The following is a 21,974-nucleotide window of genomic DNA, read 5'->3' as shown; positions in this document are numbered from 1 at the left end:
GCATCCGCCGGACGACACCACCCTTCGGCCTGTCGGCTGCGACCGGCCGCCTGTCTACGCAAGCCGCTTGCAAGACTTGCGCTACGCTTGCGTCCATGACACGGCGACTTGCGGAAGTGGCGAAGAAGGTCGGGGTCAGCGAGGCGACCGTCAGCCGGGTGCTCAACGGCAAGCCCGGGGTCTCCGAGGCCACCCGGCAGGCGGTGCTGACGGCCCTCGACGTCCTCGGGTACGAACGCCCCACCCAGCTGCGCGGTGAGCGCGCCCGGCTCGTCGGCCTGGTCCTGCCGGAGCTGCAGAACCCCATCTTCCCGGCGTTCGCCGAGGTCATCGGCGGCGCGCTGGCCCAGCTCGGACTGACCCCGGTGCTGTGCACGCAGACCAAGGGCGGCGTCTCGGAGGCCGACTACGTCGACCTGCTGCTGCAGCAGCAGGTCTCCGGCGTCGTCTTCGCCGGCGGCCTGTACGCGCAGGCGGACGCCCCGCACGACCACTACCGGCTGCTCGCCGAGCGCAACATCCCCGTCGTGCTGGTCAACGCGGCCATCGAGCACCTCGGCTTCCCGGGCGTCTCCTGCGACGACGCCGTCGCCGTCGAGCAGGCCTGGCGGCACCTCGCCTCCCTGGGCCACGAGCGCATCGGGCTGGTGCTCGGCCCCGGCGACCACATGCCCTCGGCGCGCAAGCTGGCCGCCGCCCGCGCGGTCGCCGGCGACCTGCCCGAGGAGTGCGTCGCCCGGGCGATCTTCTCCATCGAGGGCGGCCACGCCGCCGCCTCCCGGCTGATCGACCGGGGGGTCACCGGCATCATCTGCGCCTCCGACCCCCTCGCGCTCGGCGCGATCCGGGCCGCCCGCCGCAAGGGGTACGACGTCCCGGGGCGGATCTCGGTCGTGGGCTACGACGACTCGGCCTTCATGAACTGCACCGAACCCCCGCTCACCACCGTCCGCCAGCCCATCGAGGCCATGGGCCGTGCGGCCGTCGAGCTGCTGAGCGCGCAGATCGGCGGCAGCGCCGTCCCCGCCGAGGAGCTGCTGTTCGAGCCCGAGCTGGTGGTGCGCGGATCCACTGCGCAAGCCCCGCGCCGCTGAGTTCCCGGAGGAGATCGAGAAGATCCAGCTGGCTGTCGAATAATTACAGAATCCGCGCGACATCTTGCGGGTAGATGCCGGCGGTGCTTGAGTGTGCGGCGCCCACCGCTCCTGCCATGAGTGCCATCTGGGGGTCCACCGATGAGAAGTGCCGGGTTCCGCCGTACCGTCGTCGCGATCGGCGTCGTCACGTCGCTCGCCCTCGCCGCCACCGCCTGCGGCTCGGGCGACGACTCGGCGAGCGGCAAGACGCGCATCACCGTCAACTGCGAGCCGCCCAGGAGCGCCAAGACCGACCGCAGGTTCTTCGAGGAGGACCTCGCCTCCTTCGCCAGGCAGAACCCGGACATCGACGTCGTCGCCCACGACGCCTTCCCCTGCCAGGATCCGAAGACCTTCGACGCCAAGCTCGCCGGCGGCCAGATGGAAGACGTCTTCTACACGTACTTCACCGACGCCGAGCACGTCGTGGACATCCACCAGGCCGCCGATCTCACGCCGTACCTGAAGGACTTGAAGTCGTACGGCAGCATCCGCAAGCAGCTGCGGGACATCTACACCGTGGACGGCAAGGTCTACGGCATCCCGCGCACCGGATACAGCATGGGGCTGATCTACAACCGCAAGCTCTTCCAGAAGGCCGGGCTCGACCCCGACAAGCCCCCGGCCACCTGGGACGAGGTCCGCGCCGACGCCAGGAAGATCGCCGCGCTCGGCGGCGGCACCGTCGGATACGCCGACTACAGCGCGCAGAACCAGGGCGGCTGGCACTTCACCGCCGAGCTGTACTCGCAAGGCGGCGACGTCGTCAGCGCCGACGGCAAGAAGGCCGCCATCGACACCCCCGAGGGCCACGCAGTGCTGCAGAACCTGCACGACATGCGGTGGACCGACGACTCCATGGGCAGCAAGCAGCTCCTCGTCATCAACGACGTCCAGCAGATGATGGGTTCGGGCAGGCTCGGCATGTACCTCGCCGCCCCCGACAACATCCCGATCCTGGTCAAGGAGAAGGGCGCGAACTACGACGACATCGCCATCGGCCCCATGCCCGGCGGCAGGGCCACCCTCATCGGCGGCGACGGCTACATGTTCAACAAGCACGACACGCCCGCCCAGATCCGCGCCGGCCTGAAGTGGCTGGACCACATGTTCCTCACCCCCGGATCCGGCTTCCTCGGCGACTACGCCCGCGCCAAGAAGAACAACGCCCCGGTCGGCCTGCCCGAGCCGCGCCTGTTCACCGGCGCCGCCGACGCCGAGGACCAGCAGGTCAAGAAGGCCAACGCCAACGTGCCCGTGGGGAACTACCAGGCGTTCCTCGACGGCAGCGCCCGGCTCCGGCTGAAGATCGAGCCGCCGGACGCCCAGCAGATCTACTCCGTCCTCGACTCCGCCGTCTCCGCCGTCCTCACCAAGAAGGACGCCGACATCGACCAGCTCCTCAAGGACGCCTCAGGCAAGATCGACAGCATTCTGGCCCGGAGCTGACCGCCATGACGAAGACGGCCGAGCGGCGGCCCGTGACCCAGGCCGCCGTCCACCCGGTCCCCGCGCCGCCCCGGACAGGGGGCCTCGGGCGGCGCCGCCTCGCCGACCAGGCCCGCGCCTACGCCTTCCTCCTCGGCGGCCTCGTCTGCTTCGCCCTGTTCTCCTGGTACCCGGCGATCCGCGCGGTCGTCATCGCCTTCCAGAAGTACACGCCGGGCTCGGCGCCGCAGTGGGTGGGCACCGCCAACTTCACCCGCGTCCTGCACGACCCCGAGTTCGGCGCGGCCTGGCGCAACACCCTCACCTTCACCCTGCTGGCCCTGCTCCTCGGCTTCGCGGTCCCCTTCCTGCTCGCCCTGGTCCTCAACGAACTCCGCCACGCCAAGGCGTTCTTCCGGGTCGTGGTCTACCTGCCGGTGATGATCCCGCCGGTGGTCAGCGCCCTGCTGTGGAAGTGGTTCTACGACCCCGGAGCCGGCCTCGCCAACGAGACGCTGCGCTTCCTGCACCTGCCGACCTCGAACTGGTCCAACGGCACCGACACCGCGCTCGTCTCCCTGGTGATCGTGGCGACCTGGGCCAACATGGGCGGCACCGTCCTCATCTACCTCGCCGCCCTGCAGTCCATCCCGGGCGAGCTGTACGAGGCCGCCGAACTCGACGGCGCCGGCCTGCTCCAGCGCGTCCGGCACGTCACCGTCCCGCAGACCCGGTTCGTCATCCTGATGCTGATGCTCCTTCAGATCATCGCGACCATGCAGGTGTTCACCGAGCCGTTCGTCATCACCGGCGGCGGCCCGGAGAGCGCCACGGTGACCGTGCTCTACCTCATCTACAAGTACGCCTTCCTCTACAACGACTTCGGCGGCGCCTGCGCCCTCAGCGTCATGCTCCTGGTCCTGCTCGGCGCCTTCTCCGCCGTGTACCTGCGGCTCACCCGCGGCGAGGGGGACACCGTATGAGCACCCGCACCCTGATCTCCCCGGCGGCCCTCGCCCGCCGGCGCGGCAAGGCGGTCTACTGGACCGTGTTCACGGCCGTCGTCCTGCTCTTCGCGCTCGCCTTCCTCTTCCCCGTCTACTGGATGGTGACCGGTGCGGTGAAGTCCCCGGACGAGGTCGCCCGGACCCCGCCGACGCTCGTCCCGGAGCACTGGCACCTCAGCGGCTACACCGGCGCCTGGGACCTGATGCAGCTCCCGCAGCACCTGTGGAACACCGTCGTGCAGGCCGCCGGCGCCTGGGCGTTCCAGCTGGTCTTCTGCACGGCCGCCGCCTACGCCCTGTCCAGGCTGCGGCCCGCGTTCGGCAAGGTGATCCTCGGCGGCATCCTCGCCACCCTCATGGTCCCGGCGCAGGCCCTCGTCGTACCGAAGTACCTGACCGTCGCCGACCTGCCGCTGCTGCACACCAGCCTGCTCAACGACCCGCTCGCCATCTGGCTGCCGGCCGTCGCCAACGCCTTCAACCTCTACCTGCTCAAACGGTTCTTCGACCAGTTGCCGCGCGATGTGCTGGAGGCCGCCGAGATCGACGGCGCCGGGAAGCTGCGCACCCTGTGGTCGGTGGTGCTGCCCATGTCCCGGCCGGTGCTCGGCGTGGTGTCGATCTTCGCGCTGGTCGCCGTCTGGCAGGACTTCCTGTGGCCGCTGATGGTCTTCTCCGACACCGACAAGCAGCCGATCAGCGTCGCCCTGGTCCAGCTGTCGCAGAACATCCAGCTCACCGTGCTCATCGCCGCGATGGTGATCGCCAGCATCCCGATGGTGGCGCTGTTCCTGCTCTTCCAGCGGCACATCATCGCCGGGATCAGCGCGGGCAGCACCAAGGGCTGACGCCGCCGCCTCCTCCACAGAAAGGTCAAGCTCCGTGGGACAGCCCACCCATGCCCGCAAGGACCGCGACTGGTGGCGCTCGGCCGTCATCTACCAGGTCTACGTCCGCAGCTTCGCGGACGGCGACGGCGACGGCACCGGCGACCTCGCGGGCGTCCGCTCCCGGCTGCCGTATCTCGCCGAACTCGGCGTGGACGCCCTGTGGTTCACCCCCTGGTACCTGTCACCCCTGAAGGACGGCGGCTACGACGTCGCCGACTACCGCGCCATCGACCCTGCCTTCGGCACCCTCGCCGAGGCCGAGAAACTCATCGCCGAGGCAGCCGGGCTGGGCATCCGCACGATCGTCGACATCGTGCCCAACCACGTGTCCGACCAGCACCCCTGGTTCCGGGCCGCCCTCGCCGCCGGACCCGGCAGCCCGGAACGCGAGCTGTTCCACTTCCGCCCCGGGCGCGGCCCGGACGGCGAACTCCCGCCGAACGACTGGCCGTCGCAGTTCGTCGGCTCCACCGAACCGGTGTGGACCCGCCTGCCCGACGGCGACTGGTACCTGCACCTGTTCACCCCCGAGCAGCCCGACCTCAACTGGGCCCACCCGGCCGTCCGCCAGGAGCACGAGGACATCCTGCGCTTCTGGTTCGAGCGGGGCGTCGCCGGCGTCCGCATCGACTCCGCGGCCCTCCTCGCCAAGGACCCCGCCCTGCCCGACCTGGCCACGCACCCCGAGCCGCACCCCTTCGTCGACCGCGACGAACTCCACGACATCTACCGCTCCTGGCGCCGGGTCGCGGACGAGTACGACGCCGTGTTCGTCGGCGAGGTGTGGCTGCCCGACGCCGAGCGCTTCGCCCGCTACCTCCGCCCCGACGAACTCCACACCGCCTTCAACTTCTCCTTCCTGGCCTGCCCCTGGGACGCCGGCCGGCTGCGCGCGTCCATCGACACCACCCTGGCCGAGCACGCTCCGGTCGGCGCCCCGGCCACCTGGGTGCTGTGCAACCACGACGTCACCCGCACGGTCACCCGCTACGGCCGCGAGGACACCGGCTTCGACTTCGCCGCCAAGGCCTTCGGCACCCCGACCGACCTGGCGCTCGGCACCCGGCGGGCCCGCGCGGCCGCCCTGCTGTCGCTGGCGCTGCCCGGCTCGGTGTACCTCTACCAGGGGGAGGAGCTGGGGCTGCCGGAGGCGGAGATCCCCGTCGACCGCATCCAGGATCCGATGTACTTCCGCTCCGGCGGCGTCGATCCCGGGCGCGACGGCTGCCGGGTGCCGCTGCCCTGGGCCGGCGGCCTGCCGTACGCGGGATTCGGCGCGCGGCAGGAGCCGTGGCTGCCGCAGCCGGCCGGCTGGCCCGCGTACGCGGTCGACCGGCAGCAGCGGGACCCCGGTTCCATGCTCTCCCTGTACCGCCGGGCCATCGCCACCCGCCCGGTCTTCGGTGACGGCCCCCTGACCTGGCTCCCCGCCCCCGACGGGGTCCTCGCCTTCACCCGCGCGGAAGCGGTCTGCGTGGTCAACCTCGCGCCCACGCCCGTGGACCTCCCCGCGCACTCCCGGCTCCTGCTCGGCAGCGGCCCGCTGGACGCCGCGGGCCGGCTGCCGCAGGACACGGCGGCCTGGCTGCACGCCTGAGCCGCGCCCGTACCAGCTGTCCCACGAACCCCCACCACGAAGGGATCAGCCCATGCCCACCAGCACCGCCAGACATGTCAGGCGTATGCCGGCCATCGGGGCGGTCGTCGCCCTCGCCGCCGGCATGCTCGTCACCATCGCCCCCGCCGCGCACGCGGCCGCGGGCGCCACCCTGCCCTTCACGTCCGTGGAAGCCGAGTCGGCGACCACCACCGGCACGAAGATCGGCCCCGACCACACCCAGGGCTCCCTCGCCTCGGAGGCCTCCGGGCGGCAGGCCGTCCGGCTGTCGGCCGGGCAGCGGGTGGAGTTCACCGTGCCGCGCGCCGCCAACGCCGTGAACCTCTCCTACAGCGTCCCGGACGGCCAGTCCGGCTCGCTGAACGTGTACGTCAACGGCACGAGACTCGCCAGGACCCTGCCGGTGACGTCCACGTACTCGTACATCGACACCGGCTGGATCCCCGGCGCCAAGACGCACCACTTCTTCGACGACACCCGGATGCTGCTGGGCCGGACCGTGCAGCCCGGCGACAAGGTCGCCGTCGAGGCGACCGGCACCCAGGTCACGGTCGACGTCGCCGACTTCGAGCAGGTCGCGGACGCCGCCACCCAGCCCGCGGGCTCGGTGTCCGTCGTCTCCAAGGGCGCCGACCCCACCGGCAACGGCGACTCCACCCAGGCCTTCCGGGACGCCATCGCCGCCGCCCAGGGCGGCACGGTCTGGATCCCGCCGGGCGACTACAGGATCACCTCGTCGCTGAACGGCGTGCAGAACGTGACACTCCAGGGCGCCGGCAGCTGGTACTCCGTGGTGCACACCTCCCGGTTCATCGACCAGTCCGGCTCCGCGGGGAACGTCCACATCAAGGACTTCGCCGTCATGGGCGCGGTCACCGAACGCGTCGACTCCAGCCCCGACAACTTCGTCAACGGCTCCCTCGGCCCCAACTCGTCCGTCTCCGGCATGTGGATCCAGCACACCAAGTGCGGCATGTGGCTGACGGGCACCAACGACAACCTGGTCGTGGAGAACAGCCGCTTCCTCGACACCACCGCCGACGGCATCAACCTCAACGGCACCGCCAAGGGCGTCGTCGTCCGGAACAACTTCCTGCGCAACCAGGGCGACGACGCCCTCGCCATGTGGTCGCTGTACTCCCCGGACACCGACTCCAGCTTCGAGAACAACACCGTCTCGCAGCCCAACCTCGCCAACGGCATCGCGATCTACGGCGGCACCGACCTGACCGTGAAGAACAACCTGGTCTCCGACACCAACGCCCTCGGCAGCGGCATCGCCATCTCCAACCAGAAGTTCATGGACCCCTTCTCCCCCCTGGCCGGCACCATCACCGTCTCCGGCAACACCCTGGTGCGCACCGGCGCGATGAACCCCAACTGGAACCACCCCATGGGCGCGCTGCGCGTCGACTCCTACGACAGCGCGATCGACGCGACGGTGAACATCACCGACACCACCATCACCGACAGCCCGTACAGCGCCTTCGAGTTCGTCTCCGGCGGCGGGCGCGGCTACCCGGTGAGGAACGTCAACGTGTCCGGTGCGACCGTGAAGAACACCGGCACGGTCGTCGTCCAGGCCGAGACGCAGGGCGCCGCCGCCTTCAGGAACGTCACCGCCACCCAGGTCGGCTCCGCCGGCGTCTACAACTGCCCCTACCCGGCGAACTCGGGGTCCTTCGCCCTCACCGACGGCGGCGGCAACTCCGGCTGGAACAGCACCTGGTCGGACTGCTCCACGTGGCCCCAGCCCGGCCAGGGCAACCCCGAGCCCGACCCGAACCGCAACCTCGCCAAGGGCCGCCCGGCCTCGGCGACCGGCTCGCAGGACGTCTACACGCCGGGCAAGGCGGTCGACGGCGACGCGAACTCCTACTGGGAATCGGCGAACAACGCCTTCCCGCAGTCCTGGACGGTCGATCTCGGCTCGTCCTACGCCGTGCGACGCCTGGTGCTGAAGCTGCCGCCGTCCTCGGCCTGGGGCGCCCGCACCCAGACCATCACCGTGCTCGGCAGCACCGACGGCTCGGCCTACTCGACCGTCGTGGGCTCCCAGGGCTACCGTTTCGACCCGGCCACCGGCAACACGGCCACCGTCTCCCTGCCGAGCGGCACGAACCTGCGGTACCTCCGCCTCACCGTCAGCGCCAACACGGGCTGGCCGGCGGGGCAGTTCAGCGAGGTCGAGGCCTACCTGACGAGCTGACCCCCGCCCGGGCGCGTCCCATCCCCCTCCTCCGGTGCGGTGTTCCGGCCGCCGGCCCTGCGTGCGAGAAACCGGTTACGAAGCGTTCCTCCGCGCCGCGCACCGCACCGGAGAGGGCTCTGACGGCCCGGCAACGGTCCCCTCACGCCCCGGCAAGACGGCGGCGCGACGCTGGGGCCATGACCGACACCACCTCCGGCACCCCGGCCGCGACCGCCTCCCCGAGCCTGTTCGAGCAACTGGGCGGTGAGGAGGCCGTCGCGGCCGTCGTCGACGCCTTCTACGCCAAGGTCCTCGCCGACCCCGCCCTGGAGCCGTACTTCACGGGCGTGGACCTCGACCGGCTCAAGCGGCACCAGCGCCGCTTCATCGGCCAGGCGCTGGGCGCCGCCCGTCCCTACACCGGCCGCTCCATGCGCAAGGCCCACGAGCACCTCGCGGTGACCCGGGCCGCCTTCGACCGCGTCGTGCCCCACCTCGCCGCCGCCCTGTCCGAGGCCGGGGTGGCCGAGGGGACGATCGGCACGATCGCCGACGCCCTGCTGCCCCTGAAGGAGGACATCGTCACCGCGTGACGGTCCGGCCGGTCCTCACAGGTCCAGCACCAGCCGGGCGCCCCGGCACCGGGAGACGCAGATCATCATCGTGTCGCCCGCCGCCCGTTCCTCCTCGGTGAGGACCGAGTCCCGGTGGTCCGGGGTGCCCTCCAGCACGTCCGTCTCGCAGGTGCCGCACGTGCCCTCCGTGCAGGAGTACAGCACCTCGACCCCGGCGGCGCGCACCGCGTCCAGCACGGAGACGTCCGGCGGGACGGTGACGGTGAGCCCGCTGCGGGCGAGGGAGACCTCGAACTCCTCCTCCCCGCCCGCCTGTTGCTCCTTCGGCGCGAACCGCTCCACGCGCAGCGCCGCGGCCGGACAGCGTGCCTCGACGGCGTCCAGCAGCGGACCCGGGCCGCAGCAGTACACCAGGGTGCCCTCGGCGAGGTCGTCCAGCACCGCAGCGAGGTCCAGCAGGCCGGTCTCGTCCTGCGGGGCGAGGGTGACCCGGTCGCCGTAGCGGGCCAGCTCCGCGGTGAACGCCATGGAGGCGCGGGTGCGTCCGCCGTACAGCAACGTCCAGTCCGCGCCCGCCTCGTCGGCCGCCGCCAGCATGGGCAGGACGGGCGTGATGCCGATGCCGCCCGCGATGAACCGGTAGCGCGGCGCGGGCTCCAGCCGGAAGTGGTTGCGCGGCCCGCGCACCCGTACCTTCCCGCCCTCGCCCACCTGCTCGTGCACATAGGCCGAGCCGCCCCTGCCGGCCGTCTCGCGCAGCACCGCGATCCGCCACGCCGACCGGTCCGCCGGATCGCCGCACAGCGAGTACTGCCGCTCCAGCCCCGGCCCGAGCAGCAGGTCCACATGGGCGCCGGGCTCCCAGCCGGGCAGCTCACGGCCCAGCGGATCGCGCAGCGTCAGCGCCAGCACGCCGTCGGCGGCCGGCTCCCGCCTGCTCACCACGAGTTCGAGTTCGCTCACCGTACGGCCTCTTCGCCGGTGTCGTGTCCTTCGGGATGCGCCAGCATCCACTCCCACATCAGCACCGGGTCCTCGGCGGTGTGCTCCGCACCGCAGTGGCAGGTGCCGTGCAGCACATCGGTGCCCGGCAGCCAGTCGATGCGGTACACCTCGCCGGTGCCGGCGCTCACCGGACCCCCTCGGCCGGCTTGTCGCCCTCCTCCACCAGCCGGGCCAGGATGCGCCGGGCGGCCAGACCGCCGGTGTCGATGTTGATGCTCAGCTCCTGGTACCCGGTGCGTTCGGTGCCGAGCGTGCGCTGCAGCAGGTTGAGCGCGTCCACGTCCTGCATCACCACGGTGTGGTTGTTGGCCCGCAGGAACTCGGTGACCTCGGCGTCCTCGGTGGCCCAGTCCCGGGACACCGCCCAGAAGTCGTACACCTTGCCGTCGGCCGACGGGGTGATGGCGTAGGTGATCTCGGTGTGGAAGCCGTGCGGATCACTGCCGTCCGGCTCGGGCACGACGCCCACCGGTGCGATCCGGCTGTGCAGCAGATACAGGCAGGGCGCGTGGTACTCGATGTCCTGCCAGCGGGTGATCCGGCCCTCGATGCCGGTCGAACGGGCGTAGAACGGCGGGCACTCGGCGTCGTCCATGTGCCGGCTGACCCGGACCACGCCCGCGCCCTCGTCCACCTCGGTGGTGATGGGCGTCTCGGCGACCTCGGGCGTGCCGATGTAACCGCCGTGCAGGTACGTCTCGTGGGACAGGTCGAGGAGGTTGTCGACGAGCAGACCGTAGTCGGCGTCGATCGGCTCCATGCCGCGTACGGTGGTCCAGCCGGGGGAGTCCAGGTGCCGGGCCCGGGGGATGGTCTGCGGGTCGGCGAGCGCCGGGTCGCCGATCCACACCCAGACCAGCGAGTCCTGCTCCACCACCGGGTAGGAGGCGACACGCGCGGTCCGCGGGATGCGCTTCTGCCCCGGCACGTACACGCAGGCGCCGGTGCGGTCGTAGGTGAACCCGTGGTACCCGCACACGATCCGGTCGCCGTCCAGGCCGCTGGAGGAGAGCGGATACCTGCGGTGGACGCACCGGTCGTGCAGGGCGACCGGGGAGCCGTCCTCCTCGGAGCGGTACAGGACGAGCGGTTCCCCGAGGATCGTCCGGCCGAGCAGCTCGCGCCCGACCTCCTCGCCGTAGGCGGCGACGTACCACTGATTCCTCGCGAAAGCGGTCATGTGCGGCATCTTTGCGGCTCCCGTCTGTGGGTGTGGCCACATCGTCGGGAGGAGCCGCACCAGGCGCAACGCCGACTTCCGTCTGACGGAAGCCTTCGTGCGACCGCAGGGGCACCGCACGGACCGCCGACTTTCACACAGGCGCCATCGCACCCTTCCCTGACGTTTGCTGCTCTTGGAACACTCGCTCCGCGCAGATTCCGTCAGTTGCACGGCATCACGTACGCCAGGACGAGAGGACCCCCAGACCCATGCCCGAAGTCAACCGGCGCCGCTTCCTCCAACTCGCGGGCGCCACCACGGCGTTCACCGCGCTGTCCAGCAGCATCCAGCGCGCCGCCGCGCTGCCCGCGCACCACCGTACGGGGACGGTCCAGGACGTCGAGCACATCGTCGTCCTGATGCAGGAGAACCGATCCTTCGACCACTACTTCGGCACGCTCCGGGGTGTCCGCGGCTTCGGCGACCCCCGCCCCGTCACGCAGAACGGCAGGTCCGTCTGGAAGCAGTCCGACGGCACCAGGGACCTGCTGCCCTTCCACCCCGACGCCGACGACCTGGGTCTGGCCTTCATCCAGGACCTGCCGCACGGCTGGCAGGACACGCAGGCCGCGTTCAACGGGGGCAAGTACGACAAGTGGGTGCCGGCCAAGGGTACCACCACCATGGCGCACCTGACCCGCCAGGACATACCGTTCCACTACGCGCTCGCCGACGCCTTCACCATCTGCGACGCCTACCACTGCTCGTTCATGGGCTCCACCGACCCCAACCGCTACTACATGTGGACGGGTTACGTCGGCAACGACGGCCAGGGCGGCGGCCCGGTCCTCGGCAACGACGAGAAGGGCTACGGCTGGACGACGTACCCCGAGCGCCTGGAGAAGGCCGGGGTTTCCTGGAAGATCTACCAGGACGTCGGTGACGGCCTCGACGCGAACGGCGGCTGGGGCTGGATCGACGACGCCTACCGTGGCAACTACGGCGACAACTCCCTGCTGTACTTCAACCAGTACCGCGATGCCAAGCCCGGCGACCCGCTGTACGACAAGGCCCGCACCGGCACCGACGCCCGCAGGGGCGAGGGCTTCTTCGACCGGCTGCGGGCCGACGTGAAGGCCGGCACGCTGCCGCAGGTCTCCTGGATCGTCGCGCCCGAGGCCTTCACCGAGCACCCCAACTGGCCCGCCAACTACGGCGCCTGGTACGTCTCCCAGGTCCTGGACGCGCTCACCTCCAACCCCGAGGTGTGGGGGAAGACCGCGCTGTTCCTCACCTACGACGAGAACGACGGCTTCTTCGACCACGTGATACCGCCCTTCCCGCCGGCCTCCGGCGACCGGGGCAAGTCGGCCGTCGACGTCTCCCTCGACCTGTACAAGGGCGACGCGAGCCATGTCGCCGGCCCCTACGGGCTCGGCCAGCGCGTGCCGATGCTGGTCGTCTCCCCGTGGAGCAAGGGCGGTTACGTCTGCTCCGAGACCTTCGACCACACCTCGATCATCCGGTTCATCGAGCGCCGCTTCGGCGTGCACGAGCCCAACATCTCGCCCTGGCGCCGTGCCGTCACCGGCGACCTCACCAGCGCCTTCGACTTCTCCCGCAGGGACACCAAGCCCATCGCGCTGCCGTCCACGGCCTCCTACCAGCCGCCGGACCACGACCGCCACCCCGACTACGTGCCCAAGCCGCCCGCCGACCCCGCCCTGCCGAAGCAGGAGCCCGGCAGCCGGCCCACCCGCCCGCTGAAGTACGCCCCCCTCGTGGACGGGTCCGCGGACACCGCGGCCGGCACCCTGAAGCTCACCTTCGCCTCCGGGGCGCACGCGGGCGCCGCCTTCCTGGTGACCTCCGGCAACCGCACCGACGGGCCCTGGACCTACACCACCGCGGCCGGCACGTCCCTGTCCGACACCTGGAACTCGGCCTACTCCGGCGGCGTGCACGACCTCGCGGTGCACGGCCCCAACGGCTTCCTGCGCGTCTTCAAGGGCAGGGGCAGGGCGGCGGGACCGGAGGCGACCGCGCGGCACGTGGGCGACAACCTCGAACTCACCTTCACCAACAAGGGTTCCGGCACGGTGCGGCTGAAGGTCGTCAACGGGTACGGCGGCGGCCCGGTCACCGTGACCGTACGGCCCGGTGCCACCGTCAGGCACACCGTGGACCTCACCGCGAGCAGGCGCTGGTACGACGTGACGGTCACCTGCGACGCCGACCCGGCCTTCCTGCGCGGCTTCGCCGGCCATGTCGAGAACGGCAGGCCCGGCGTCAGCGACCCGGCGATCGCCTCGGAGTGAACGGGCGATGAACACCGCTCCGTGCGGACTGGTCAGGTACCGGTCACATCAGGGTAGTGTGCCCCGGTGACCACGCAATCGAACACTCCTGCAGGCTGGTACCCGGATCCGCACGGAGCACCGCAGACGCTCCGCTACTGGGACGGCGCGCAGTGGACCGAGCACACCAACCCGGCGCAGCAGGCCGCCGGTCAGGTGCCGCAGCAGCAGGCGGCCCCCCAGCAGGCCGCGCCCCAGCAGTACGGCGCCCCGCAGGCGCAGGGCGCCGACCCCAAGGTGCAGCGCCAGGTGCAGCAGCAGGCCGGTGTCGCGGCCGGCGGTGCCGGCGGCGGCACCCTGTTCACCGAGCCCGTCCTGGTCGTGAACCAGAAGGCCAAGCTGATCGAGCTGACCAACGAGTACAAGGTCATGGACCAGAACGGCCGGGAGATCGGCTCGGTCACCGAGGTCGGGCAGAGCGCGCTGAAGAAGATCCTGCGCTTCGTCTCCAGCCTCGACCAGTTCATGACCCACAAGCTGGAGATCCGCGACGCCTACGGCCAGCCGCAGCTGCTGCTGACCCGGCCCGCGAAGTTCTTCAAGTCCCGGGTGATCGTCTCGCGTCCGGACGGCTCGCAGGTCGGCGAGATCGTCCAGCAGAACATGATCGGGAAGATCAACTTCGCGATGAACGCGGACGGCCGGCAGGTCGGCGCGATCAAGGCGGAGAACTGGCGGGCGTGGAACTTCGCGATCGTCGACCACGCGGACAACGAGGTCGCCCGGATCACCAAGACCTGGGAGGGCCTCGCCAAGACGCTCTTCACGACCGCGGACAACTACGTCCTGCAGATCCACTACCAGCTGCCCGAGCCGCTGCTGAGCCTCGTGGTGGCGACGGCCCTCACCGTCGACACCGCCCTCAAGCAGGACTCGCGGGGCTGGAACTGAGCGGGCCCCGACGGGGGAGCGGGCAGGCCTCGCACCACGGCGACGGCGGCCGGTGCACGCACGGGTGGCGGGCACCGGCCGCCGCGGCACGTTCCGGGCCCCGTCGCCTTGGCGGGCACCTCTGAGCAACCTCAAGTCCCTTGCCGCCCAAGGGGCTCGGCGACCAGCATGATCCCCATGGCTGTTTTCACGGGGCTGAGCAGGAAGCACGACGTCGTACCGGTCATCCGGGACGCGGACGTGGTCGCCGACGCGCTGCGTGCGGCGCTGGCCGGGGCGAAGCCCGAGGAGCGTCCGGGCCTGGAGCGCGCCCTGGCCGTCGTCGAGTCGACCGCGGCCGCCAGCGAGGGCCGGGTGCGCGCCCGCTGGACCCGGTCCCGGCTGGCCGCCGTGGGCTTCGCGGGGGACCTCGCCTCGGTCGCCGCGGTGAAGGCACTGCGTCAGGCGGAGCCGAGGCTGAGCCTGCTGGCGGCCGTGCAGCTCCAGAAGGAAGCACTGGTCCACGCGGACTGAACCGGTCCGCCGGCGCGGGACCCGCGTCGCCGGCCGCGCCGGCGTGTTGCGGCCCCGGGCGTCAGAGCGCCGTGAGATGTCCGGGCTGTTCCGGCTGCCGCGGTATCAGGGCCGGTTCGGCCGCAGCCGTGTCCGGTTCCAGGGCCAGCACCCGGGCGACGGGGTGGTCCTCCTCCGCGTGCACCTGCTCCGGCGCGCCCTGCGGCCCGACCCGCGTGAGCAGCACCACGCCCCAGGACGCCAGGCCCGCACCGGCGAGGGCCAGCAGGACGCCGGCCGGGCCGCCGTGGAGGCCCTGGCCGAGCAGGGTCAGGCCGATGACCGCGGCGGCCACCGGGTTGGCGAGGGTGACCAGGGCCAGCGGTGCGCCGAGGCCGCCTCGGTAGGCGGTCTGCGACAGCAGCAGCCCGCCGACGGCGAACGCGGCGACGAGCACGGCGACCACGATCACCTCGGTGCTCAGCGCCGGGCCCGTGCGGTCGGTGGCGGCCACGGTCACCGTCTGGGTGAGCGCGGAGGCGACCCCGGAGGCGAAACCGGACGCCGTGGCGTGCCTGAGCCCGGGCCGGGCGCCGGGCCAGGAGAGCATGCCGATCGCGGCCGCGGTCGTACCGGCGACCGCCAGCGCCTCGGTGAGCGACAGCACCCGCGCGGGCGCCGGACCGGAGGCGGTCACGAGCAGCGCGGCGAGTCCGAGCAGCGTCAGCGCCGTACCGCGCCACTCCACCGCGCTGACCCGGCGCCCGGCCGCCCGTGCGCCGAGCGGCACGGCCGCGACCAGGGTGAGCGCGCCCAGCGGCTGGACCAGGGTGAGCGGACCGTACTTGAGGGCGACGACGTGCAGCAGCGCGGCGGCCGCGTTCAGCCCGACCGCCCACCACCAGGCGCCCGTGCCGAGCAGCTGCAGCAGGCCGGTGCCGGTGGTGCGGGACGCGAGGCGTTCCTGGGCGACCGCGGCCAGCGCGTAGGCGACCGCGGAGACGAGGGAGAGCGCGACGGCGGCCACGGCGGCGGCGCTCATCGGCCCGCTCCCGCCAGGACGGGCTCGCGCGGCGCGAGCCGGCCGGTACCGCGCCCGGCCGTGGTGGCCGTCCGGTGCGGCGGATGGATCACCGCGAGGGTGATGCCGAGCATGGCGGTGGCGATGATCGCGTCGAGCCAGTAGTGGTTCGCCGTGCCCACGATCACCAGCAGGGTGATCAGCGGGTGCAACAGCCACAGCCATCGCCACCGGGACCGGGTGGCCGCGATCAGGCCGATCGCCACCATCAGCGCCCAGCCGAAGTGCAGGGAGGGCATCGCGGCGAACTGGTTGGACAGATGGTCGCTGGAGGGCGGGCCGTACACGTCCGGGCCGTAGACCCGCGCGGTGTCCACCAGGCCGGTGCCGGTGAGCATCCGGGGCGGGGCCAGCGGGAACGTGAACGGCAGCACCAGCGCGGCCGTGGTGACGACCGCGAGCACCCGGCGGGCCCACACGTAGTGCGCGGGGCGCCTGAGGTACAGCCAGACCAGGAAGGCCAGCGTCGCCGGGAAGTGGACGGTGGCGTAGTAGGTGTTGGCGAGGTGGACCAGGGTGGTGCCGTGCAGCAGCGGGGACTGCACCGCGGTCTCGTGCGGCAGGTCCAGCGTCCGCTCCAGGTGCCACACCCGGTGGGCGTTGCGCAGGGCCTCGGCGGTGTGCCCCGTGGCCAGCTGCCGGCCGAGCTTGTAGACGAGGAAGAGCCCCGCGACCAGCAGCAGCTCACGTATGAGCGCCGGGCGCGCGGCCGTGTGCCGCGGCTCCGGCGCCGCCTGTGCAGGCGCGGTTCGCGCAGTCATCCCCCGGCCCCTTCGCTGACGGTGGTGCGTGTGGTGGTGCGGACGAGCCCCCGCGCTGGGCCAGGGCTCTTCGATACGTCCTCGTACCGATACGGCGATGCACCGATACGGTGAGGTACCGATACGGTGTGGTACCGATACGCCAGTGTACCGATACGGCCGAGTACCGGTACACTGGCGTATCGGTTGATGTACGACACACTGGAAGCACAGGCTCCACAGCCCGGCTCGAGCCCGGCTCGAACGAGGCTTCAGCGGGCCGTACCGAAGTCACCGCCGGACACGAGTGAGGGGAAGCAGCGCATGACGTCGCAGGCCGCGGACGGACCGGAGACGGTCGTCGCCTCGCGCCGCTCCAAGATCACGCCCGAGCGTGAGCGGGAGTTCTTCGACGCCGTGCTGGACCAGATCCGCGAGTGCGGTTACGAGTCCGTCACCATGGAGGGCGTCGCCGCCACCACCCGGTGCAGCAAGTCCACGCTGTACCGGCAGTGGAAGACCAAGCCCCAGTTCGTCGCCGCCGCGCTGCGCGCCAACCGCCGGGTGCGGTTCGCCGGCATCGACACCGGATCGGTCGCCGAGGACCTGCGCCAGGCCGCGCGGGCCGCAGGGGACTGGTCCGGCAAGGACACCAGGCTGCTGCAGGCACTGGGGCCCGCGGTGACCGCCGACCACGAACTGGCCCAGGCGCTGCGCGAGGCGCTGGTGAACCCGGAGATCGCGGCGCTGCAGGAGATCCTCGCGCGAGGCGTCGACCGGGGCGAGATCAGGGCCGGTCATCCGGCGCTGGAGTTCGTCCCGGCCATGATGTTCGGCGTGCTGCGCGTGCGGCCGGTGCTCTGCGGCGAGTACGCCGACTCCGACTATCTGAGCCGGTTCGTCGAGGCCGTCGTCCTGCCCGCGCTCGGACTGGCCGAAGAGCCGCACGACGACGAGCGCGAACCCGAGCCCAGGCCGCCGTTCAGGGGATGACGGAACGGTGACCTGTACGCGCCGCACCGTGGGGACGGGGGCGGCGCGCACCACCGGCCGGGTGGGGCACCTCCTGAGCGGAGGGGTGCCCCGCCCGGCCGCACACGTCCGGGCGCGGCCCGCCCGGGCCGGCGGTCAGACGTCCTGGCCGCTGCCGTCGGCGGAGGAGACCTCGATCCCCTTGAGGATCTCGTCGACGACCGACGTCTTCTGCCCGACGTCGATGCCGAACCGCACCACCACCATCCGCCTGGCGTCCTCGGGCGAGGGGAAGGCGACCGACTCCACATAGCCGTCGGCGCCCTTGCTGGTGACCGCCTTCCAGCGCACCATGTACCCCTTCTGCCCGGCCACCGTCACCGTGCCGGAGCCCAGCACCTGGTGCGAGGTGATGCCGCCGTAGACCTTGCCGCCGTAGGACTCCTTGGCGTTGGCCGTGATGTCCGCCTTGGCGACCTCCTCGGCCGTGTCGCCCTTCGTGCCCAGCACCTGCGCCGGGGCCGAGTAGGCGCCGCCCGGGGTGCACGTCTGCGAGGAGTCGCCCGGGCACTTGTAGGAGTCGTCGGAGGTCACCTGCGCGCCGGCGCGGAACGTCTGCCCGGTCCAGCCCTTCGGCACCGGCAGGCTGATGCCGTCGACCGGGTCCGGCACCATGCCGCCGCCCGGCACCTTGGGCGCCGCCGACTCGTCCGGCGACGGCGAGGCGCCGCCGGAGCCGCCCGGCCCTCCCGGACCCTCCGGGCCGCCGGACCCGCCCTGGCCGCCGAAGCCGCCGCCCGGCCCGCCCCGGCCGCCGTCCGGTCCGCCCGCCGCCCCCTGCCGGGACCCGGCCCGGTCGGCACCGCTCCCGGTGTCCTTGGTGAGGGCCCACACGCCGACCCCGATGCACGCGAGCACCGCGGCCGCCACCGTCACGGCTATGCCCGTGCGCACCCCGCGCCGCGGCCCGGCCGGGGGCGGCACGGGATACGGCGGATACGCCGGGTAGGCGGGCTGCCCGCCGTACGCGGGCGCGGCCGAGTACGCCGCCGGCTGTGCCGGCTGCGGGGCGCCGGCCGCCGGGGGCTGCGGTGGGGGACCCCAGGCGGCGGCCGTGCCCGCGGGGCGGGTCCGGTCCGTCCAGGCCCTGCCGTCCCACCAGCGCTCGGTGGGCGGGCCGTCGTTCGTCTGCCCGGGGTCGGGGTACCACCCGGGAGGAGTCACCTGCGTCATGTCCCCACCGTATGAGGCGTCGGTGAAAGCGGGATGAGAGGATCCGCCGCCACACCACCGGACCGGACATTTCACCCCGGGTTTTTTTCTCCGCATCGCTCCAGACCGTTCACGCCGCCGCCTTGAGCCCCGTGGGCCTCGCGAGAGTCCACGGAGAACCGGCTTCCGGTCCGCCCCGGCCGACACTGTCTCCGCCGCCGAGCAGACGCCCGGCCCACCCGGACGTCGCCCCTCCCCGCCCGCTTTCACCCGCCGGGGCAACACCTGCCCCGTGCGGCCACCACGCGTCCCACCGGACGGCTACGCTCGGGCGTGTACGCCATCCGGGCGACCTTGGGGAGGGAACGGCATGACGGAGGGACGGCCGCCGGCGGCCGCCTCGGCTTCCCTGTGGGAGCGGGACGCGGAACTCGCCACCGCCACGCGGGCACTGGACCTCCTGTGCGCCGACCAGTCGTCCGCGGGCGGCCTGCTGGTCTTCCGCGGCGAGGCGGGCATCGGCAAGACCGCCCTGCTGGCCGAGATCCGCCGCATCGCCGAACGCCGCGGCTGCACCGTGTGGTCCGCGCGCGGCGCCGAGACCCTGCGGTCCGTCCCGTTCAACGTCGTACGGCAGCTGCTCCAGCCCGCCCTGCTGTCCTTACTCCCCGAGGAGGCCCGCGAGTACCTCGGCGACTGGTACGACATCGCCGGCCCCGCCCTGGGCATAGCGCACCCGCAGGAGGCCAGCGCCGACCCGCAGTACGTGTGCGACGGCCTCGTCGCCGCGGTACGCCGGCTCGCCCGCCGCGCATGGCCGCTGGTGCTGATGATCGACGACGCGCACTGGGCCGACCAGGAGACCCTGCGCTGGCTCGCCGCCTTCACCGCGCGCCTGGACGACCTCTCCGTCCTCGTCGTCGTCGCCCGCCGCCCCGGCGAGGCCGGCGGCGACAGCGCCCGCCACCTCGACGCGGTGGCCGCCGCGGCGGGCCGCCCCGTCGGCAACCTCAAGGCCCTCACCCCCGACGCCGCCGCCGGACTCACCCGCGCCGCCCTCGGCCGGCACGCCGACGACGCCTTCTGCCGCGAGGTCTGGGCCGTCACCGCCGGCAACCCCTACGAGACCACCGAACTCCTCGCCAAGGTGCGGGACAGCGAGCTGCACCCGGTCGAGGCGAGTGCCGGCGAACTGCGCGCCCTCAACCGCGCCGCACGCGGCGGCGGAATCGTCGACCGGATCAAGCAACTCGGCCTGGAGGCCACCCAGTTCGCCTGGGCGGCCGCCATCCTCGGCACCGGCATCACCGTCGACATGGTCGCCCGCCTCGCCGCCATGGACGAGCCCGTCGCCCGGCACTGCGCCGATCTGCTCCGCACCGCCCGCATCCTCACCGCGCCCGACCCCGCGGCCGGCGGCGAACACCAGGACGGCGAGCTGGAGTTCGTCCACCCGCTCATCGCCAGCGCCGTCTACGACTCCATCCCGTCCGGCGTGTGCACCGCCATGCACGGCGTCGCCGCCCAGCTCATCACCGAGCTGGGACGTGGCGCCGCCCAGGCCGCCCGGCACCTGCTGAAGGTCCACCCCGACGGCGACGAGGAACTCGTCGAGCAGCTGCGCGAGGCCGCCCGCGAACACCTCGCCGTCGGCGCGCCCGACGCCGCCCGCACCTGCCTCGAACGCGCCCTGCGGGAACCGCCGCTCCCCGAGGTCCAGCCGCACGTCCTGTACGAACTGGGCTGCGCCACCCTGCTCACCGCGCCCGCCGTCACCGTCGAACACCTCCGGCACGCCCTCGGCATGCCCGGCCTCGACCCCGAACGCCGGGTCGACGCGGTGGTCCGGCTCTCCCAGGCGCTGCTCCACAACGACCAGCTGGAAGACGCCGTCCGCACGGTCGAGGCCGAAGCCGCCCGGCACCGGCCCGGCCCCGTGCGGATGCGGCTGCAGGCCGTGCAGTTCATGTGGGAGGCCATCCACGGCGAGACCGTCTCCCCGGCCCGCTCCCGGCGCCTCGCCGAACTCGCGAGCACCTGCACCGGCCGCGACAACTCCGAACGCGCCCTGCTCATCCTGCGCGGCTTCGACGCCATGGCCCACGGCGAGAGCGCCGAGGAGGTCCTGGACCTGTGCGACCGCGCCCTCGTCAACGGCCGCCTCGCCCCCGGCCTCGGCTGGACCGACCCCGAATGGGGCATCGAGCTGCTGATGATGCTCGGCAGCGCGTACGCCTACGCCGACCGGCTGGACCGCGCCGAGAGCCTGTTCGCCGAGGCCCTGCGCGTCTACACCACGGCCGGCTGGCGCGGCGGCCACCTCTCCCTGGCCAACGCCTTCCTCGGCCTCGCCTACCGCAGGCAGGGCCGGCTGCGCGACGCCGAGTCCGCCCTGCGCGAGGCCCTCGTCCTCGCCGAACGCGTCGGCCGCCGCCTGCCGCTGTACTGGTCGGCGACCTGCGGACTGGTCGACACCCTGCTCGCCCGCGGCCGTACCGAGGAGGCCTGGTCGATCGCCGAGCAGTACGGCTTCGCACCGCCCTACCCGTCCACGATCGTGCTGCCCGACATCCGCTGTGTGCGTGGCCGGCTGCTGCTCGCCGTCGGCCGCACCGAGGACGGCATCCACGAACTGGAGGCCGCCGAGAAGACCGCGGCCTCACGCGGCGGCCACAACCCGGTCCTGTCCCCGTGGTCCATCGACCTCGCCAAGGCCCTCGCCGGACAGCACCCCGAGCGCGCCGCCCACCTCGCGGCCGAGGCCCGCCGGCAGGCCGAACGCTTCGGCACGGACACCGCCATCGGCGAGGCCCTGCGCTGCGCCGCCGCCCTGGAGACCGGCCGCCGCGCGGCCCAGCTCGCCGCGCGGGCCGTCGCCTACCTGGAGTCCTCACCCTGCCAGTACGAACACGCGGCGGCCCGCGTCGAGTACGGCATCGCCGCCCGCTCCGTCACCGAACTGACCCGGGGCCTCGACCTCGCCCGGGCCTGCGGCGCGGAGGGACTCGTGGCCCGCGCGAGCCAGGCACTGGAGACGGGACTCGGGCTGCGGTAGGCGGATGCGTGCGGGCGGACGACTGTGTGCAGGCGCCCGTATACCGTCGACCGGCTGCCGTATGCGGCGTGCGGTATCCCGTGGGCGGCCGACGGTCTGCAGACGACCGCAGACGATCCGCCGTTTGCGGTATGCAGTCGCCGGTGTCCGGGCGACCGCGGC

18 protein-coding genes are annotated in these 21,974 nt (G+C 72.4%); 12 read left to right on the top strand and 6 right to left on the bottom strand.

Annotated elements, in window-relative coordinates; genetic code table 11:
- Positions 1-95: 95 nt before the first annotated feature.
- The 7 genes from OG956_RS05120 (at position 96) to OG956_RS05090 (ending at position 8,863) form a co-directional block, all read left to right on the top strand.
- A complete protein-coding gene (locus tag OG956_RS05120) occupies positions 96-1,094 on the top strand; it encodes a LacI family DNA-binding transcriptional regulator (protein WP_330336737.1) in 999 nt (332 codons plus the stop codon).
- A 141-nt stretch (positions 1,095-1,235) separates the two neighbouring features.
- Entirely contained in the window at positions 1,236-2,585 is a 1,350-nt protein-coding gene (locus OG956_RS05115; RefSeq protein ID WP_330336736.1) for an ABC transporter substrate-binding protein, read from the top strand.
- Between the two features lie 5 nt (positions 2,586-2,590).
- The gene (locus tag OG956_RS05110; RefSeq protein WP_330336735.1) at positions 2,591-3,547 is read left to right on the top strand and encodes a carbohydrate ABC transporter permease; all 957 of its coding nucleotides are present in this window, start codon (positions 2,591-2,593) and stop codon (positions 3,545-3,547) included.
- On the top strand, positions 3,544-4,419 hold the full coding sequence (locus OG956_RS05105; protein ID WP_330336734.1) for a carbohydrate ABC transporter permease: 876 nt from the start codon (positions 3,544-3,546) through the stop codon (positions 4,417-4,419). The genes OG956_RS05110 and OG956_RS05105 overlap by 4 nt, the downstream gene beginning before the upstream one ends.
- A 34-nt stretch (positions 4,420-4,453) precedes the next feature.
- A complete protein-coding gene (locus OG956_RS05100) occupies positions 4,454-6,058 on the top strand; it encodes a glycoside hydrolase family 13 protein (RefSeq protein WP_330336733.1) in 1,605 nt (534 codons plus the stop codon).
- 52 nt (positions 6,059-6,110) lie between these two features.
- Complete coding sequence (locus OG956_RS05095) at positions 6,111-8,288, top strand: discoidin domain-containing protein (protein WP_330336732.1); 2,178 nt, start codon at positions 6,111-6,113, stop codon at positions 8,286-8,288.
- A gap of 179 nt (positions 8,289-8,467) precedes the next feature.
- On the top strand, positions 8,468-8,863 hold the full coding sequence (locus tag OG956_RS05090; RefSeq protein WP_330336731.1) for a group I truncated hemoglobin: 396 nt from the start codon (positions 8,468-8,470) through the stop codon (positions 8,861-8,863).
- A gap of 15 nt (positions 8,864-8,878) precedes the next feature.
- Here the strand turns inward: OG956_RS05090 and OG956_RS05085 are convergent, their stop codons facing one another.
- From OG956_RS05085 to OG956_RS05075, 3 genes are read right to left on the bottom strand one after another with little or no spacing between them, the layout of a single operon-like run.
- A complete protein-coding gene (locus OG956_RS05085) occupies positions 8,879-9,808 on the bottom strand; it encodes a PDR/VanB family oxidoreductase (RefSeq protein ID WP_330336730.1) in 930 nt (309 codons plus the stop codon).
- Complete coding sequence (locus tag OG956_RS05080; protein ID WP_330336729.1) at positions 9,805-9,978, bottom strand: hypothetical protein; 174 nt, start codon at positions 9,976-9,978, stop codon at positions 9,805-9,807. Before OG956_RS05080 ends, OG956_RS05085 begins: the two co-directional genes overlap by 4 nt.
- Positions 9,975-11,039, bottom strand: coding sequence for an aromatic ring-hydroxylating dioxygenase subunit alpha (locus OG956_RS05075; protein ID WP_330336728.1), 1,065 nt, complete (start codon positions 11,037-11,039; stop codon positions 9,975-9,977). Before OG956_RS05075 ends, OG956_RS05080 begins: the two co-directional genes overlap by 4 nt.
- 242 nt (positions 11,040-11,281) lie before the next feature.
- Here OG956_RS05075 and OG956_RS05070 point away from each other — a divergent pair, with 242 nt between their 5' ends.
- The 3 genes from OG956_RS05070 to OG956_RS05060 all read left to right on the top strand — a co-directional run bounded on the left by OG956_RS05070 (position 11,282) and on the right by OG956_RS05060 (position 14,773).
- Positions 11,282-13,330 carry a phosphocholine-specific phospholipase C gene (locus OG956_RS05070; RefSeq protein WP_330336727.1) on the top strand — a complete coding sequence of 683 codons (2,049 nt, stop codon included), beginning with the start codon at positions 11,282-11,284 and terminating at the stop codon, positions 13,328-13,330.
- A 66-nt stretch (positions 13,331-13,396) separates the two neighbouring features.
- Positions 13,397-14,260 carry a phospholipid scramblase-related protein gene (locus OG956_RS05065; RefSeq protein WP_330336726.1) on the top strand — a complete coding sequence of 288 codons (864 nt, stop codon included), beginning with the start codon at positions 13,397-13,399 and terminating at the stop codon, positions 14,258-14,260.
- Positions 14,261-14,437: 177 nt separating this feature from the next.
- Entirely contained in the window at positions 14,438-14,773 is a 336-nt protein-coding gene (locus OG956_RS05060; RefSeq protein WP_330336725.1) for a hypothetical protein, read from the top strand.
- A 61-nt stretch (positions 14,774-14,834) separates the two neighbouring features.
- Here OG956_RS05060 and OG956_RS05055 read toward each other — a convergent pair whose 3' ends face one another.
- Together OG956_RS05055 and OG956_RS05050 are read right to left on the bottom strand one after the other, a co-directional pair.
- A complete protein-coding gene (locus OG956_RS05055; RefSeq protein WP_330336724.1) occupies positions 14,835-15,794 on the bottom strand; it encodes a hypothetical protein in 960 nt (319 codons plus the stop codon).
- Entirely contained in the window at positions 15,791-16,594 is an 804-nt protein-coding gene (locus OG956_RS05050; RefSeq protein WP_330336723.1) for a phosphatase PAP2 family protein, read from the bottom strand. The genes OG956_RS05055 and OG956_RS05050 overlap by 4 nt, the downstream gene beginning before the upstream one ends.
- Before the next feature lie 303 nt (positions 16,595-16,897).
- On the opposite strand from OG956_RS05050, the gene OG956_RS05045 reads away from it, so the two are divergent.
- On the top strand, positions 16,898-17,566 hold the full coding sequence (locus tag OG956_RS05045; protein WP_330336722.1) for a TetR/AcrR family transcriptional regulator: 669 nt from the start codon (positions 16,898-16,900) through the stop codon (positions 17,564-17,566).
- A gap of 135 nt (positions 17,567-17,701) precedes the next feature.
- Here OG956_RS05045 and OG956_RS05040 read toward each other — a convergent pair whose 3' ends face one another.
- Entirely contained in the window at positions 17,702-18,778 is a 1,077-nt protein-coding gene (locus OG956_RS05040; RefSeq protein WP_330336721.1) for a DUF2510 domain-containing protein, read from the bottom strand.
- A gap of 349 nt (positions 18,779-19,127) precedes the next feature.
- Between OG956_RS05040 and OG956_RS05035 the strand changes: the two genes are divergently transcribed.
- On the top strand, positions 19,128-21,812 hold the full coding sequence (locus OG956_RS05035) for an ATP-binding protein (RefSeq protein ID WP_330336720.1): 2,685 nt from the start codon (positions 19,128-19,130) through the stop codon (positions 21,810-21,812).
- Positions 21,813-21,974: the final 162 nt, after the last annotated feature.

The organism is Streptomyces sp. NBC_00557, from assembly GCF_036345995.1.
In the GTDB taxonomy this organism is placed as follows: Bacteria; Actinomycetota; Actinomycetes; order Streptomycetales; family Streptomycetaceae; genus Streptomyces.
Note: the sequence above shows the minus strand (reverse complement) of the source record. Positions and strands in the feature narration are given on the sequence as shown.